The organism is Phaeobacter sp. CAU 1743 (genome assembly GCF_039839315.1).
GTDB lineage: Bacteria > Pseudomonadota > Alphaproteobacteria > Rhodobacterales > Rhodobacteraceae > Phycobacter > Phycobacter gallaeciensis_A.
The window spans coordinates 1-13,531 of record NZ_JBDOQR010000002.1; the positions used below are offsets into that span (position 1 = coordinate 1).

A 13,531-nucleotide genomic window follows, 5' to 3' on the forward strand; every position below is an offset into this window, starting at 1 on the left:
GTCTATCGAAGGATTGGGAAAAATCCATCGCCAGCGCGGCAGCTTGGGTCACAATCGCACACATCCGCCGCGTCACGCGGATGCTCGCAAGACAATGAATTCACTCGAAAAGTTTTGAATCAGACTCGTAGATCCAGACCGCATTGTCGACGCGCTCGTCCTCAAGCTTCAGATCGTGATAGCAGGCGGTGCCTTTGAACGGGCAGAAGGTTTGCAGCGCCACCCGTTCGGACAGGGGCACCAGCACATCGTCGCGCGGGAAATAGACGGTGGGCGGCAGGCGGGTTTCATACATCACCTTTGCCGCGCTGCTTTCGGCGAGAAGGACACCGTTGCGGAACACCCGCACCGGACCGCTGAGCGGTTCGACCAGAATGCCGTATCCCCGGGCGGGGGGCTTAACGTGCACATTCATCCGGGCTGTCCTTTTTAAAAACCGATCTGTGGAGTTGGTCCTATATGGGGCGGGCTCTGCCGGGTTTCCAGATGCGAAACCGGCAGATGCCGCACAGGTGATGTGCAGGTTGCGCACGATGTCGGTGCTCTGTCGCGCATTATACCATGCGGATGACATCCTTGCTAATGGCCAGGACATAGCCGCGTTTGGCGATGTTCTTGACCAGAAGCTCACTTATCATCTGGTTGCCAAGGGTATCGCGCAGGCGTTTGATCCGGGTGGCGCCGGCGGCCTCGTCACAATCGCTGCTGTGACGGCCGGAAATCACCGCTTCGATTTCAGCGCCCGACAGGACGTCATCATCCATCCGCGCTTCGGCCAGGGCCGCGAGGGTCTCCATCGCTGCCGGGGTCAGGCGGAAGCCCATGCTGTTGAGATAGACGGTGTTTTCCTCGCGGCTGATCAGCAGCTCGTTGACCTGAATACCGGCGCGTTCGATCTGCGCCATGCGCCGGTTCAGAAGCAGCAGCATGGTCAGCACCACCAGCGCCGCCAGCATCATCGCAGCGGCAAAGACCAGCAGCACAAAGATCACCATGCGGTAGCTGGCCAGCGTATCGGCAAAGGCGGTGCCGGACTGGGCGAGAATCTCCAGCAGCTTGATCTCGGCCTGGGTGGTCAGGTCGTTTTCCACAAAGACCCGCTCGACACGGGCGTTAAAGGCGTTGGCATCGGGCAGGGTCAGCAGCAGCCAGGTCCCGGCAATCGCCAGTAGCGCGACGATGGCGACGATACCAAACGCGACCACCCGCCCGCCCGCGGCGCGCATTTCAGAAACGGAGGTAATAGGAGCCCGCATTGGCCTTCCTTTGTTGCAGGCCTTCGGGTCCAAAGACCGACAGCACGTTCAAGAGGGTCCATCCGGCAGGCGCCAGACGGGCCGTGATTTCCTTGCGGGCCGGGCCCTTCTTGCAGGGGCCGGACAGCTGGATGACGCCATAATGCAGTTTCAGCGGGTTGTCCTGCTTGGCCTTGTAATCGGCATAGCAATCGGCCGCCTGCACCTGCGGCGCGCCCGCAGTCAGGGCAAGAGCTAGGAGGGGGATCAGGAGCATGTGTTTCATGACGCAACCCTGCGCCTGATCGCGCCGATATTCAATAACAACAGCGTCTTGGCGGGGCTGATATCCGATATCAGGGGGGCGTTATTGCCTGTCCGGCGGCAGCAAAGCCAGGGTGTGGATCACCGGCTTCTGGCCACGATGAAACATTCAACGACATGCCGCCCTGCGCCCCTGATGAAAGGCTTTGATATGACCTACTCCGCTTCCACCCGCCGCTGCCCACAGGGCAAATCCCACCGCAAGTTCATTGCGTTGATTCTGTCGCTGTCGCTGGCTATCACCGGTATCTCCGCCGCGCCTGCCCGTGCCGACGAAGACGTGGCAAAGGTGCTGGCAGGAGTGGCTCTGCTTGGCATTCTGGGCGCGGCGATCAATGATGCGCGGCACCAGGACCGTTACACTGCACCGGTGACCACGCCGCCGCACGGACACGGGTATCCTCAGCACGGCGCGCACCCCCACCACGGTCGTCCGCATCACGGGTCGCGCCCGCTGCCGCCCCGGGTTGCGCGTTATGACCTTCCGGCGCAATGCGTGCGCTATTTCCCCCGCTACAGCCGCAGCCATACCTTGGTCGGGGAGAACTGCCTGAAGCGCCAATACCGGTACGAATCGGCGCTGCCGCAGGTCTGCCGGGTGACCTTCTGGAACGGGCACAAGCATCGCAGCGGTTACAAGCCGACCTGCCTGCAGAACCGAGGTTACCGGTTGGTGCGCCGGTGACGGGCAGGGCGGTGATATTTCCGCAACAGTGAGAGGCGATTTCAGAGGGGTACTGCCCCTCTTTTTCCTTTGGTCGGGCGTGACGGGATTGCAAAACTGCGCTGGTTTGGGTCTCTCGGATCCATGGACCAGCCAGATTACAGCCTTGAAGACGCCGCCCGCGCCCGCGGGTCCCTGATCATCGCCGGAGTGGATGAGGTGGGCCGGGGGCCATTGGCCGGACCGGTCACGGCAGCAGCCGTCATACTGACCCCTGAATGCATTCCCGAGGGGCTGAATGATTCCAAGAAACTGAGCCCGAAAAAACGCCAGGCGGTGGAGCAGGCGATCTTTGACAATGGGGTGGTTGCGATTGCCCATGCCACCGTTGAAGAGATTGATTCCCTTAATATTCTCCGCGCCTCGCATCTGGCGATGGAACGCGCCGTGGCAGCTCTGAACCCGCAGCCGGATTACCTGCTGATCGACGGGAACATGATCCCCAACGGGCTGCAGATTCCGGCCGAAGCAGTGGTCAAGGGAGACGGCAAATCACTGTCGATCGCGGCGGCCTCGATCGTGGCCAAAGAGGCGCGGGATCGGATCATGGTGGATTTAGCGCAACAGTTTCCGGGATATGGATGGGAGAAAAACGCAGGCTACCCGTCGAAACAGCACCGCACGGCGCTGGAGGAATTGGGCGTCACCCCACATCATCGGAGATCCTTCAAGCCGGTCCACAAGATATTGTATCAAGAGTGAACCGTAGACTGCTGTTCTAAAAAACAAATTGACCTCGAATCCCGGATGACTCATCCTGTGGATAACCAAAATGAGCGCAAAAATGCGCCGTGGTTATTGAGGCAGAGCAAATGAACAAAACCATGACGAAGGGCGCCGCGGCGCTCCCTCTAAACGCGATTCTTGGTGGCAATTGCATCGAGGTCATGGCCGGACTCCCGGCAAATTCCGTCGATCTGATCTTCGCGGACCCCCCTTATAACCTGCAGCTGAAGGGCCAGCTTCATCGCCCCGACAACAGCAAGGTCGATGCTGTCGATGATCACTGGGATCAGTTCGACAGCTTCAAGGTCTATGACGATTTCACCCGCGCCTGGCTGCGCGAGGCGCGCCGGATCCTGAAGCCGAACGGCTCGATCTGGGTGATTGGCTCGTACCACAACATCTTCCGGGTCGGATCGGCGCTGCAGGACGAGGGCTACTGGATCCTGAATGATGTGATCTGGCGCAAGTCCAACCCGATGCCGAACTTCCGTGGCAAGCGCTATACCAACGCCCACGAGACGATGATCTGGGCGTCGAAGTCGGAAGGCGCAAAATACACCTTCAACTACGAAGCGCTGAAGGCCTTGAACGAAGGCATCCAGATGCGCAGCGACTGGGTGCTGCCGATCTGCACCGGGCATGAGCGTCTGAAGAACGAGAATGGCGACAAGGCGCATCCGACGCAAAAGCCGGAATCGCTGCTGCACCGCATCCTGGTCGGCTCAACCAACCCGGGTGACGTGGTGCTTGATCCCTTTTTTGGCACTGGTACCACCGGTGCCGTGGCCAAGATGCTGGGCCGCGAGTTCATCGGGATTGAACAGGAAGAGGCCTACCGCGAGGTGGCAGCAAAACGCATCAAGGCAGTGCGCAAGTTCGACCGTGAAGCCCTGCAGGTCTCGGCCAGCAAACGCGCCGAGCCGCGTGTTCCCTTTGGCCAACTGGTCGAACGCGGGATGCTGCGCCCCGGCGAAGAGCTGTTTTCGATGAACCAGCGCCACAAGGCCAAGGTGCGCGCCGATGGCACGCTGGTCGGCGGCGAGGTCAAAGGCTCGATCCATCAGGTCGGCGCCGCGCTGGAAGGCGCACCGTCCTGCAATGGATGGACCTACTGGTGCTTCCGCCGCGATGGCAAAACCGTTCCGATCGATGTTCTGCGTCAGCAGATCCGCGCGGAAATGCAGGCCTGATCTAACCGAGAAAACCAAACAACACCGCTGGTGCCTGTGCCCCGACCTTTGGTCAGGGGCGCGGGCACCTCACCTTGCCCCGCCGATCTGGCGGGGCTTTTTTGGTTCTACCTGCGGGATAGGGGGTGCGTCCCGCCGGGGTGATGCCTATGGTCGGATCGGGAACGAAGGAACGGACGATGGCGGATACGGCTCTGGGTGCGGCGCAGCAGATGCGCGCCGCTGAGACGGTCAATGCGGCGGATCCCGTGGGGGACAGCCAATACGCAGCGGCGGCGCTGGAGGCGCACAAGCGCGAGGGTCTGGAACTCGCGGTGCGGGCGCGCTGGATTGCGATGGCTGTCATCTCGGTCTTTCTGGTTGCCGTCAGCCCGACCTGGGATGTGCTTTATTACCATGGCATTCTGCTGCTGCTGTGCCTCAACGGCTGGCTGATTCAGCGCTATGGACAGGTGGGGCGTTCCCGGGTCGAACTGTTGCTGATCTTCATGGACCTCTTGATCATGACGGTGGGCATGGTGGCGCCGAATCCCTTCAGCCCCAGTGATCTGCCGCTGGCGATGCAGTACAGGATCGACAACTTCCTCTATTTCTTTGTGATCCTGGCGGGCGGGACACTGGCGTTTTCCTGGCGTACGGTGATCGCGATCGGGGTCTGGACCTCTGCGATGTGGGCCGCTGGACTGGGCCTGGCGTGGTGGTTTGCGGACCCCTTTCCAGAACTGACCGCCGCCACGCAGGCCGCTTTTGGTCCCGGCACCGAATTGGCGTCGATGATGGATCCGAACAGTTTCAACATTCCCCTGCGCATTCAGGAGATCTTTGTCTTTCTTCTGGTGGCGGTGACGCTGGGGATTTCCGCGCGCCGGTTCAGCCGGTTGCTGATGGACAACGCGGGGCTTGAACGCGAACGGGCCAACCTGTCGCGTTATTTCTCGCCCAATGTGGTGGACCAGCTGTCGCAGAACGACGATCCGTTGAAGCAGGTGCGCAGCCAGGATGTGGGCGTGTTGTTCATCGACATCGTCGGCTTTACCCGGATGAGCGCGGGGCAGGATCCCCACCGGGTGATCGAGTTGCTGCGGGCCTTTCATGCCCGGATGGAGCGCGAGGTTTTCCGTCATCGGGGGACGCTCGATAAATATCTGGGTGATGGGCTGATGGCGACCTTTGGTACCCCGATGGCTGGACCGCAGGATGCCACCGATACGCTGGCCTGCGCCATTGCGATGCAAGAGGCGCTGGCGGATTGGAACCGCGACCGCCGCCGCCGGGGAGAGCCGGAAATCTGCGCCGGTATCGGCATTCACTATGGCGAGACCGTGCTAGGGGATATCGGTGCAAACCGACTGGAGTATGCGGTGATCGGGACTGCGGTCAACGTGGCGGCACGGCTCGAAGAAATGACCCGCAGACTGCAGGCGCAGATCGTGATGAGTGATGATTTGCGCGGGCAGGTCATGGCCGAGGGGCAGGCGCCGGAGCTTTTGAATGATTTCACCTGTCACGACGGACAGGATATCCGCGGTCTGGATCAGTCCATGCGCGTCTGGAGCGTGACCGCGACCTGTGGCTGACTCGGTCAAGCTACGCCAGCAGAGAAGAGCGTTTCAGGGCATTTTCGAACCGTTTAATTCGGACCCTTGGCGTAAGGCGGGGTGCATGCGGTATGCTGCTCTCTTTTTTAGATTTCAATAATCGAATTTATGGTGAATTAAAATCATTTCACCGCAATGGTTTAGGTCGGTATTCTTGTAACTTTCACGCACGTCTTTAACTAGTCATCAAATGCTGCAAGGCAGAAAGATCACAAGTTTAACAAGGGTACGGGCGTCACATGTCATCCACAGATCATCAGAGTTTTTTCCAGTGGTTTTCTCTTGATACCGATAGCAAGGATCTGATCGCCCAGACCGAAAAACTGCTCGTGCCACACCTCGACCGGGTGCTGGAGCGGTTTTATGATCGCGTGCTGGAACGCGAGGAAACCCGCCGTTTCTTTGCCGATGACAAGGTGGTTGCCCACGCCAAAGCGGCCCAGAAGGCGCATTGGCAGCGGCTGTTCTCGGGGCGGTTCGACCAAGAGTATTTTGATTCCGCCGCTCGGGTCGGCAGGGTCCACTACGAGTTGCGCCTGCCTTTCATTCAGTATCTCGGCGGCTATTCCTCGGCCGGGGCTGATATGATGGATATTCTCGTCCGCAAGCGGATGACCAGCCGGGCGGTGCTGTCAAAACAGGTACAACTGGTGAACCGGTTGATGATGGCCGATTGCGAGCGGGTGATCGCCTCGTATTTCGAGGCGCAGCATGCCGAACACAGCAAGGCACTGGACGTGCTGACCACCGGTATTTTCGAGCTGGAGAAGGGCAACCTGACCAGGCCGATCCGACAAGAAGACGGGATTCCGCCACGGTTCGACGGGATCCGAGAATCTTACAACAATCTGCTTGGCCGCTGGTCTGGGATCATTTCCGATGCCACAACACGCGCCAATTCGGTTGCCGACAAAATCAGCTCAACCTCGGAGCTGACACGGGAAATGGCAGAGCGCGCTGAACAGCAGGCGGCCACCCTGGAAGAGGCCGTCGCCGCCGTCAGCCATGTCTCCGCTGGCACCACCGAGGCCACCCATATGGTCGAGAAGGCCAGCCGACACTCGGACTTGAACCGCAAGGATGCCGAAGAAGGCGGTCTTGTGGTGGAGAGGGCCATCGAAGCGATGGAACGTATCGAAACGTCCTCGTCTAAAATCGCCAAAATCGTAGATGTGATCGAGGATATCAGTTTTCAGACCAACCTTCTGGCGCTGAACGCCGGGGTCGAGGCGGCCCGGGCCGGAGAGGCCGGGCGCGGATTTGCCGTGGTCGCCTCCGAGGTGCGCTCGCTTGCGGCGCGGGCGTCGGATTCCGCGAACGAGATCAAGACCCTGATTGCCGAAAGCTCGATCCACGTCAACGATGGCAGCGATCTGGTTCGCGCCACGGGGCAAAGCCTGTCCGGCATTCGTCAAGGCGTGATCGACGTCTCGCAGCTGATGTCGGAAATCTCCGGCGTAATCTCTCGTCAATCGCTCAGCCTGCAGGAAATCGACAGCAGCATGAGCGATCTGGGCCAGACCACGCTGGATAACGCCACCCGGGCGGGCGCGGTTTATGAGACCACATCGAAGCTTGCCGAGGATTCGGGTCGACTGAAGACCAGCATGGACGGGTTCAGCACGCTTGGGCTTCATGCGGTGGGCGGAGTCGAGGGCCGGATGGACCAAGAGTTCGAAGCCTACCTAGCCAATTCAGTAGACGGCACCGAAGCCAACGCCGCCTGAAAAAATTATGGGTGGCGGTCGCAGCCGTTTCAAGCTTGCTGAGTGTGCTTCAGCAGGCTGACGGCGCTATGGATGCGAATAGTCATCCGAGCCAAAGGCGGAGATCACGCCGTTCCCATTCATGGATCCAGTCCCAGCCACCGAGAGCCTTGATCAGTGGCTGAAGCTGCGCCTCGTAGTTCTTCCAGCGTTCCAGCCCCTTAAGGTTTACGCCTTCACGAACCTGAAGAACGGATGCGGTCCGAATGGTGAGAGGAGAATTCTCCGGATGCAACACATCGTCGGTCCAGGGCAGGTCCAAAAACTCAAGGATTTCCTTCATTTGTGAAGGCGTGTCTTCGACAAGCGCCCGGTAGGACTGCATGCGGAACCTGCCTCCCAATTTCTTCTGAAAATCCTCGGCAGAGCGTTCGGATTGAAGAATGTAATGTGCGATCCACCGCTGCTTCTTGCTGAAACAGGTTGCGCTGCCGACGAGATTGTTTGTCATCAAAGACACTGCAATATCCAAAGGGTGCCTCTTCATATAGATAAAGCACGCCTCAGGCATTGCCTGCGCTGCAAATCCCAGATCAAAGATATTCCCAGGCATCTTGTCGATGATCCACGGCTTGGGTTCATCAAGGGATTGACAAATACCCTTCAGGTAGAGGGCACGACCTGTATCCCGATGGTGCTGCGGCAGGTTCTTACACCATTTCCAATCCGGCTCATTGCAGCTGCACTCCGCCTTCACGGTTTCTTTAGCCCGCTGAAGAGAAGAGCTTTCCCCGACGGATCCAACATCAGGGTGCGTCGATAGCATGGACTCAACCAACGTGGTCCCGCTCCGTGGTGTGCCTGTCACAAAGAGGGCCCGAATCTTCTGGGGTGGGAAGGAAAGGGATTGCAGGTTGTCTCTCGTGAAAACCTCCAATTGGTTGTCGACAGAGGCTTCAAGCTTGGCGCCGTCATACCTGCCTGGTCTCGAATTTTTCGAGGATTGAAAAAACTTTAACGCGGAGGGAAAGTCACCGGACCGCTCAGCCATACGACCAAGCGTGTTGAAAGCGCTTTCGCGATCTTCGGAGGGTGTGTTCCGCAGCCTCACAGCACGCTTCAGTCTTTTGGCGCGTGGACCTGAGGGATCCAAAGGAGAAACAAGATCCAGCGCACAAATCAGGTTGATGTTGCCTGGATGCAGCTCCAGCGCGGCCTCGAAGGCCTGTACGGCCGCTTCCTTTTTCCCCAGAGACAGCATCCTGCTACCCAACCGGGCGAGCAACGCCACATCGTGCGGATTCTGTTCGAGGAGGAGCTGCAGGACGTTCAAAGACTGATCAGAGCGCCGCATTTCCCAATAACAATCCGAAACCAGAGTTAGCAGATCACGATCGTCTGGCATGTGGGCCACAAGCAGCATGAGAAGGGTCAGGGCGTTTTTGTGCTGACCTTTGTTCATGAGGGCACGACACATTTCGAGTGTCGGTTGCCCTTCGATGGTCTTCTGCGGAAGCATCTGATTCATTTCGGTTCCTCGTTACGCGAACATGTTAACTGAAGGCCGCCAGTAGGGGCTTGGAGGGTTGTTCGTTCGTCTCTGCGTGCATCAGGGCAAGTTGCTGGTTCTCAGGCGGTTTCACCTGATCAAACGGGTACTCAGATAGCACCTGGTCGGGGTGGCGCGTCGTTCTTCTGCTTTAAATGGCAGAACCATGCTGCCTTTTTCGGGATTCGTTCACGTCGTCGGATTAACCCGGATTGCTCCGAACCTTTATGACTTCTTATACATAAAGATCCTTAATGGCGCGCTAACCGTGAGTCCGGCCAGACGGGAGCCTGGACCCTCTTGGCGGTGCTGCTCGGCAGTGGCGCGCCAGATGGTTGTTGGTCGGTCCTGATAAGGAGTGAAGCTTCGCAATTGACGAAAAAATCCAGATGCAGCGCTGAAGCAGAGCATTCGCCCATTTGGTTCTGCCAACCATTGATAGGCTGGCGACCCCGGCAGGATTCGAACCTGCAACCTGCCCCTTAGGAGGGGGCTGCTCTATCCAGTTGAGCCACGGGGCCGCGCGTTTCAGGCGATAGCAAATCACATCTGCCATCACAATGCTATGTGGCTGCGTGGTCGTATTTTTCAGATCCGGCAGGTCGGCGTGGTTGCCATTGTGTTGTCATCGCCGTCTGCGCTAACATCGCTCAGGAAACAATCAAAGAGGTCCACGCCCGTGACCACCGACAACAAGCGCCCGCTCACCCTTCGTGATGTCTCGGAAGCCACAGGTGTTTCGGAAATGACCGTCAGCCGGGTGCTGCGCAACCGGGGGGACGTGTCGGAAAAGACCCGCACCAAGGTTCTGACCGCGGCCAAGGAACTGGGCTATGTGCCCAACAAGATCGCCGGCGCGCTGGCGTCGAAACGGGTCAATCTGGTGGCGGTGATCATCCCCTCGCTGTCGAACATGGTCTTTCCCGAGGTGTTGACCGGGGTGAACAAGGTACTGGAAAACACCGAGCTGCAGCCAGTCGTCGGGGTAACAGACTATCAGCCGGAAAAAGAGGAAAAGGTCCTTTACGAGATGCTGTCCTGGCGGCCCTCGGGGGTGATCATCGCCGGGCTTGAACATACCGAGGCGGCGCGCGCGATGCTCAATGCCTCGGGCATTCCGGTGGTTGAGATCATGGACACCGATGGCAAGCCGGTGGATGCCATGGTCGGGATTTCGCACCGCCGCGCGGGCAGCGAGATGGCCAAGGCGATCCTCAAAGCCGGCTACCGTCACATCGGCTTCATGGGCACAAAGATGCCGCTGGACCACCGCGCCCGCAAACGCTTCGAAGGCTTTACCGAGGCGCTGGCCAAGGAAGGCGTCGAGATCGAAGATCGCGCCTTCTATTCTGGAGGCTCGGCGCTGGCCAAGGGGCGCGAGATGACGGCGGAAATGCTGGAACGCTCTCCGGATCTGGACTTTCTTTATTATTCCAATGACATGATTGGGGCCGGCGGGTTGCTGTATCTGCTGGAGCAGGGCATCGACGTGCCGGGGCAGATTGGTCTTGCGGGTTTCAACGGGGTTGAACTGTTGCAGGGGCTGCCGCGCAAGCTGGCCACCATGGATGCCTGCCGTCAGGAAATCGGGCGCAAGGCGGCGGAGATCATTGCCGCGCAGCTGGAAGATCCCGACGCCGAGATCAAACGCCACGTGACCCTGACCCCGACCATCGCTTATGGCGATACGCTGAAACGGCGCTGATGGCACGGGCACGGCTGGGCAACCGGGCGGCGCGGCGGCTGTTTCTGGACCGGCACGCGCTGCTGGAGGCGCCGAGCGGCCCATCAAAGGGTGCTGACCTGCTGGATCTGATTTCGCGGCTCGGGTTTGTGCAGCTCGACAGTATCAACACGGTCGCGCGCGCGCATGATGTGATCCTCTACTCCCGCAGGCCCAGCTATCGCCCCGCCCATCTGAAACGCCTGTACGAGGCCGATCGGGAACTGTTCGAACACTGGACCCACGATGCCGCCGTGATCCCGATGGCCTATTACACCCATTGGCATCTTAGGTTTCAGCGCGATGCCGATCTGCTGCGCAGCCGCTGGCGCAACTGGCGGCGGGACGGGTTCGAGGCGCAGTTTGCCACCGTGCTGGAACATATCCGCGATCACGGGGCGATCAGCTCATCGGATATCGGCAAGGACGAGAAGAAGGGATCGGGCGGCTGGTGGGACTGGCATCCCTCCAAGACCGCGCTGGAATACCTCTGGCGGTCTGGCGCGCTGACGGTGGTCGGGCGCGAGGGGTTTCAGAAACGCTATGACCTGACCGAGCGGGTGATCGACGAAAACCTGCACCCGGGCGCCGCGCCTGTGGATGTGGCGGCGACGGTCGACTGGCTGTGCAATGGCGCGATGGATCGGTTGGGTTTTGCCACCTCGGGCGAACTCGCGGCCTTCTGGGATACTGCCTCGGCCACTGAGGCAAAGGAATGGGCAGCGGCGCAGTTGCAATCCGGTGCCCTTGAGGAGGTCGAGATCGAACAGGCCGATGGTGGCTGGCGCCGGGTGCTGGCGCGCCCGGGCATCGTGGAACAGGCCGAGGCGTTGGGTCCGGCGCCGGGGCGGATGCGGGTGCTGAGCCCCTTTGATCCGGCCCTGCGCGATCGCAAGCGGGCCGAACGCCTGTTCGGCTTTCACTATCGGATCGAGGTCTTCACCCCCGCACCCAAGCGCAAATACGGTTACTACGTCTTCCCGCTGATGGAGCGGGAGCGTCTGGTGGGGCGGATCGACATGAAAGCGGATCGCGGCGCGGGGCAGCTGAATATCACCGCCGTCTGGCCCGAGCGCGGGGTCAGCTGGTCAGCGCCGCGTATCGGCAGGCTGGAGGCGGAACTGGACAGGGTGGCGCGCTTCGCCGGGCTGCAAACCGTTGCCTTCGCCGATGATTGGTTGCGCGACCCGTTGTGAGACAAGCCTGCGGATGCAATCCGGATCAGCCGGTAAAGCCGCGCTCCTGGACCATGGTGATCAGGCTGGCCAGCGACTGATCCACGGTCTGATCCGAGGTGTCCAGTTGCGCCAGCGACCTGCCGTACAGGGCCTCGCGGCTGGTCAGGATCGAGCGGAGCTGTTCCATCGCCTCGGGGTTGCCCGCCATCGGGCGTTCATCGCCCTGCGCCCGCACCCGCGCCATATGTTCATCGGGCCGGGCCTTGATCCAGATGGTGTGAAAATGCGCCAGAACGTTGGTGTAGGTCTCCGGTTCGGCGACGATGCCGCCCGCGACGGCCAGGATCAGGCTGTCATGGGTGGCGATGATGCGGTCGATCGCCTGCGCCTCCAGTTGGCGGTAGCCTTCCTGGCCGTAAAGCGCCATCAGTTCGGACACCGGCATGCCGGACTGGCTTTCGATTTCGCTGTTGAGCTCGACAAAGGGAATACCAAGCTCCTTGCCCGCCATGCTGCCAAGGGTCGATTTGCCTGCGCCGCGCAGACCCACCAGACAGACGCGCCCGGCGCGCTGGGTTTCCGGCGTCTGCGGCGCCAAGAGGTCCAGAACCGCCTGCTGGATGCTGCTGGTGGCGCCGCGATAAAGATCCGCCACCCGCACCGCGTCCGAGGTCCAGGGATCCTCTTCGCCGATCAGCCATTCGATGCGGTGATCCAGTGCCACGGCCACCCTTTGCAAGAGGCCGATGGAGATATTGCCCTCTCCGGCCTCTAGCTGCGCCAGATAGCGCGGCGACACACCCGAACGGTCCGATAGAACCCGGCGCGGAATACCCTTGCGCTCGCGTGCCTTGCGGACCCGTTCCCCCACGCGTGAAATCAGGGCGGGAACGACCTGGTCGATCTCGCTTTTGTCCTGCGCGGGCCGGGTTTCGCCCCGGAAATTGGTGATCTCACTCATGCGGCGCCGATATATGAAACATAATGCACAAACTTAAGGCGCTGCCGCATCCGGTTCAAATGAAAACCGGTACGGGCGCGGCTGCGGAGTGCATTATCTTGCGGGACCCCACGTCAGTGGGGCGCGGGAGCGGGGAATGGGAACCTAGGCCGGGCGCAACCGGGGTTCGACCACGGCGCGGTAATCCGGGGGGGGCGCCTTGGCGGTGAAATTGGTCGGATCGATAAAGACGCAGGTAAAGGTGCCTTCGAAACACAAAACACCGTCCTGCCGTGCATCCACCCGGAAGGTGATCGATTTGGTGCCGAGCTTGCAGGGCCAGACCTCGCACATCAGCCGGTGGCGTGGGGTCACCGGCGAGCGGAAATCGATGTTCATGTTCACGAAGGGCGTGCCGGTGCCGCGGTCCAGTTCCATCTGGAACCAGCCATCGCCATCCAGGTTATGTTCCCACCAGGCATCGATCGCCTCCAGCGCAAAGGCGGGCAGGCGGCCGGTATAGGCGATCTTGGCCGGATCGCAGTCGCCCCAGCCGACGCGGATTTCGTACACGAAGTTCTCCGTCCCGGCGTCCTGTCCGGCGGGGGCGATCTGGTCTGTCATCTGGGTTTTGTCCT

General features: G+C 60.3%; 13 protein-coding genes, 1 tRNA gene and 1 pseudogene. 8 read left to right on the plus strand and 7 right to left on the minus strand.

Annotation, left to right across the window (positions count from 1 at the left end; genetic code table 11):
• A pseudogene (locus tag AAFO90_RS00835) lies at positions 1 to 98 on the plus strand (IS5/IS1182 family transposase); the annotation flags it as partial.
• A 2-nt stretch (positions 99 to 100) separates the two neighbouring features.
• Here the strand turns inward: AAFO90_RS00835 and AAFO90_RS00840 are convergent.
• The 3 genes from AAFO90_RS00840 to AAFO90_RS00850 form a co-directional block, all read right to left on the minus strand.
• Positions 101 to 415 carry a DUF427 domain-containing protein gene (locus tag AAFO90_RS00840; RefSeq protein ID WP_347508190.1) on the minus strand — a complete coding sequence of 105 codons (315 nt, stop codon included), beginning with the start codon at positions 413 to 415 and terminating at the stop codon, positions 101 to 103.
• Positions 416 to 554: 139 nt separating this feature from the next.
• On the minus strand, positions 555 to 1,256 hold the full coding sequence (locus tag AAFO90_RS00845; RefSeq protein WP_065271902.1) for a helix-turn-helix domain-containing protein: 702 nt from the start codon (positions 1,254 to 1,256) through the stop codon (positions 555 to 557).
• Complete coding sequence (locus AAFO90_RS00850) at positions 1,228 to 1,521, minus strand: hypothetical protein (protein WP_274829925.1); 294 nt, start codon at positions 1,519 to 1,521, stop codon at positions 1,228 to 1,230. Before AAFO90_RS00850 ends, AAFO90_RS00845 begins: the two co-directional genes overlap by 29 nt.
• 189 nt (positions 1,522 to 1,710) lie before the next feature.
• On the opposite strand from AAFO90_RS00850, the gene AAFO90_RS00855 reads away from it, so the two are divergent.
• From AAFO90_RS00855 to AAFO90_RS00875, 5 genes are all read left to right on the plus strand, one after another.
• A complete protein-coding gene (locus AAFO90_RS00855) occupies positions 1,711 to 2,244 on the plus strand; it encodes a hypothetical protein (protein ID WP_274839016.1) in 534 nt (177 codons plus the stop codon).
• Between the two features lie 123 nt (positions 2,245 to 2,367).
• Positions 2,368 to 2,985 (plus strand): ribonuclease HII, encoded by a 618-nt coding sequence (locus tag AAFO90_RS00860; RefSeq protein WP_065271900.1) that lies wholly within the window; start codon positions 2,368 to 2,370, stop codon positions 2,983 to 2,985.
• Between the two features lie 110 nt (positions 2,986 to 3,095).
• Entirely contained in the window at positions 3,096 to 4,199 is a 1,104-nt protein-coding gene (locus AAFO90_RS00865) for a site-specific DNA-methyltransferase (protein WP_065271899.1), read from the plus strand.
• 212 nt (positions 4,200 to 4,411) lie between these two features.
• Entirely contained in the window at positions 4,412 to 5,776 is a 1,365-nt protein-coding gene (locus AAFO90_RS00870; RefSeq protein ID WP_347508289.1) for an adenylate/guanylate cyclase domain-containing protein, read from the plus strand.
• A gap of 260 nt (positions 5,777 to 6,036) precedes the next feature.
• Positions 6,037 to 7,524 carry a globin-coupled sensor protein gene (locus AAFO90_RS00875; protein WP_347508191.1) on the plus strand — a complete coding sequence of 496 codons (1,488 nt, stop codon included), beginning with the start codon at positions 6,037 to 6,039 and terminating at the stop codon, positions 7,522 to 7,524.
• Between the two features lie 82 nt (positions 7,525 to 7,606).
• Here the strand turns inward: AAFO90_RS00875 and AAFO90_RS00880 are convergent, their stop codons facing one another.
• Together AAFO90_RS00880 and AAFO90_RS00885 are read right to left on the minus strand one after the other, a co-directional pair.
• Complete coding sequence (locus AAFO90_RS00880; protein ID WP_347508192.1) at positions 7,607 to 9,031, minus strand: sulfotransferase; 1,425 nt, start codon at positions 9,029 to 9,031, stop codon at positions 7,607 to 7,609.
• Between the two features lie 465 nt (positions 9,032 to 9,496).
• Positions 9,497 to 9,573: transfer RNA gene (locus tag AAFO90_RS00885), tRNA-Arg, on the minus strand.
• 158 nt (positions 9,574 to 9,731) lie between these two features.
• On the opposite strand from AAFO90_RS00885, the gene AAFO90_RS00890 reads away from it, so the two are divergent.
• Together AAFO90_RS00890 and AAFO90_RS00895 are read left to right on the plus strand one after the other, a co-directional pair.
• Positions 9,732 to 10,757, plus strand: a complete 1,026-nt coding sequence (locus AAFO90_RS00890; protein WP_347508193.1) for a LacI family DNA-binding transcriptional regulator — start codon at positions 9,732 to 9,734, stop codon at positions 10,755 to 10,757.
• Positions 10,757 to 11,971 (plus strand): crosslink repair DNA glycosylase YcaQ family protein, encoded by a 1,215-nt coding sequence (locus tag AAFO90_RS00895; protein ID WP_347508194.1) that lies wholly within the window; start codon positions 10,757 to 10,759, stop codon positions 11,969 to 11,971. The genes AAFO90_RS00890 and AAFO90_RS00895 overlap by 1 nt, the downstream gene beginning before the upstream one ends.
• A 25-nt stretch (positions 11,972 to 11,996) precedes the next feature.
• On the opposite strand, the gene AAFO90_RS00900 is transcribed toward AAFO90_RS00895, so the two are convergent.
• Both AAFO90_RS00900 and AAFO90_RS00905 read right to left on the minus strand, forming a co-directional pair.
• Positions 11,997 to 12,914, minus strand: coding sequence for a helix-turn-helix transcriptional regulator (locus tag AAFO90_RS00900; RefSeq protein WP_347508195.1), 918 nt, complete (start codon positions 12,912 to 12,914; stop codon positions 11,997 to 11,999).
• 144 nt (positions 12,915 to 13,058) lie between these two features.
• Positions 13,059 to 13,517, minus strand: coding sequence for a thioesterase family protein (locus AAFO90_RS00905; RefSeq protein WP_347508196.1), 459 nt, complete (start codon positions 13,515 to 13,517; stop codon positions 13,059 to 13,061).
• Positions 13,518 to 13,531: the final 14 nt, after the last annotated feature.

Bases quoted from the DNA above. Each gene is read 5' to 3' on its own strand.
- AAFO90_RS00865 (WP_065271899.1), top strand. From the start codon at position 3,096: ATGAACAAAACCATGACGAAGGGCGCCGCGGCGCTCCCTCTAAACGCG.
- AAFO90_RS00895 (WP_347508194.1), top strand. From the start codon at position 10,757: ATGGCACGGGCACGGCTGGGCAACCGGGCGGCGCGGCGGCTGTTTCTG.
- AAFO90_RS00855 (WP_274839016.1), top strand. From the start codon at position 1,711: ATGACCTACTCCGCTTCCACCCGCCGCTGCCCACAGGGCAAATCCCAC.
- AAFO90_RS00850 (WP_274829925.1), bottom strand. From the start codon at position 1,521: ATGAAACACATGCTCCTGATCCCCCTCCTAGCTCTTGCCCTGACTGCG.
- AAFO90_RS00905 (WP_347508196.1), bottom strand. From the start codon at position 13,517: ATGACAGACCAGATCGCCCCCGCCGGACAGGACGCCGGGACGGAGAAC.
- AAFO90_RS00870 (WP_347508289.1), top strand. From the start codon at position 4,412: ATGCGCGCCGCTGAGACGGTCAATGCGGCGGATCCCGTGGGGGACAGC.
- AAFO90_RS00845 (WP_065271902.1), bottom strand. From the start codon at position 1,256: ATGCGGGCTCCTATTACCTCCGTTTCTGAAATGCGCGCCGCGGGCGGG.
- AAFO90_RS00900 (WP_347508195.1), bottom strand. From the start codon at position 12,914: ATGAGTGAGATCACCAATTTCCGGGGCGAAACCCGGCCCGCGCAGGAC.
- AAFO90_RS00880 (WP_347508192.1), bottom strand. From the start codon at position 9,031: ATGAATCAGATGCTTCCGCAGAAGACCATCGAAGGGCAACCGACACTC.
- AAFO90_RS00875 (WP_347508191.1), top strand. From the start codon at position 6,037: ATGTCATCCACAGATCATCAGAGTTTTTTCCAGTGGTTTTCTCTTGAT.
- AAFO90_RS00860 (WP_065271900.1), top strand. From the start codon at position 2,368: ATGGACCAGCCAGATTACAGCCTTGAAGACGCCGCCCGCGCCCGCGGG.
- AAFO90_RS00840 (WP_347508190.1), bottom strand. From the start codon at position 415: ATGAATGTGCACGTTAAGCCCCCCGCCCGGGGATACGGCATTCTGGTC.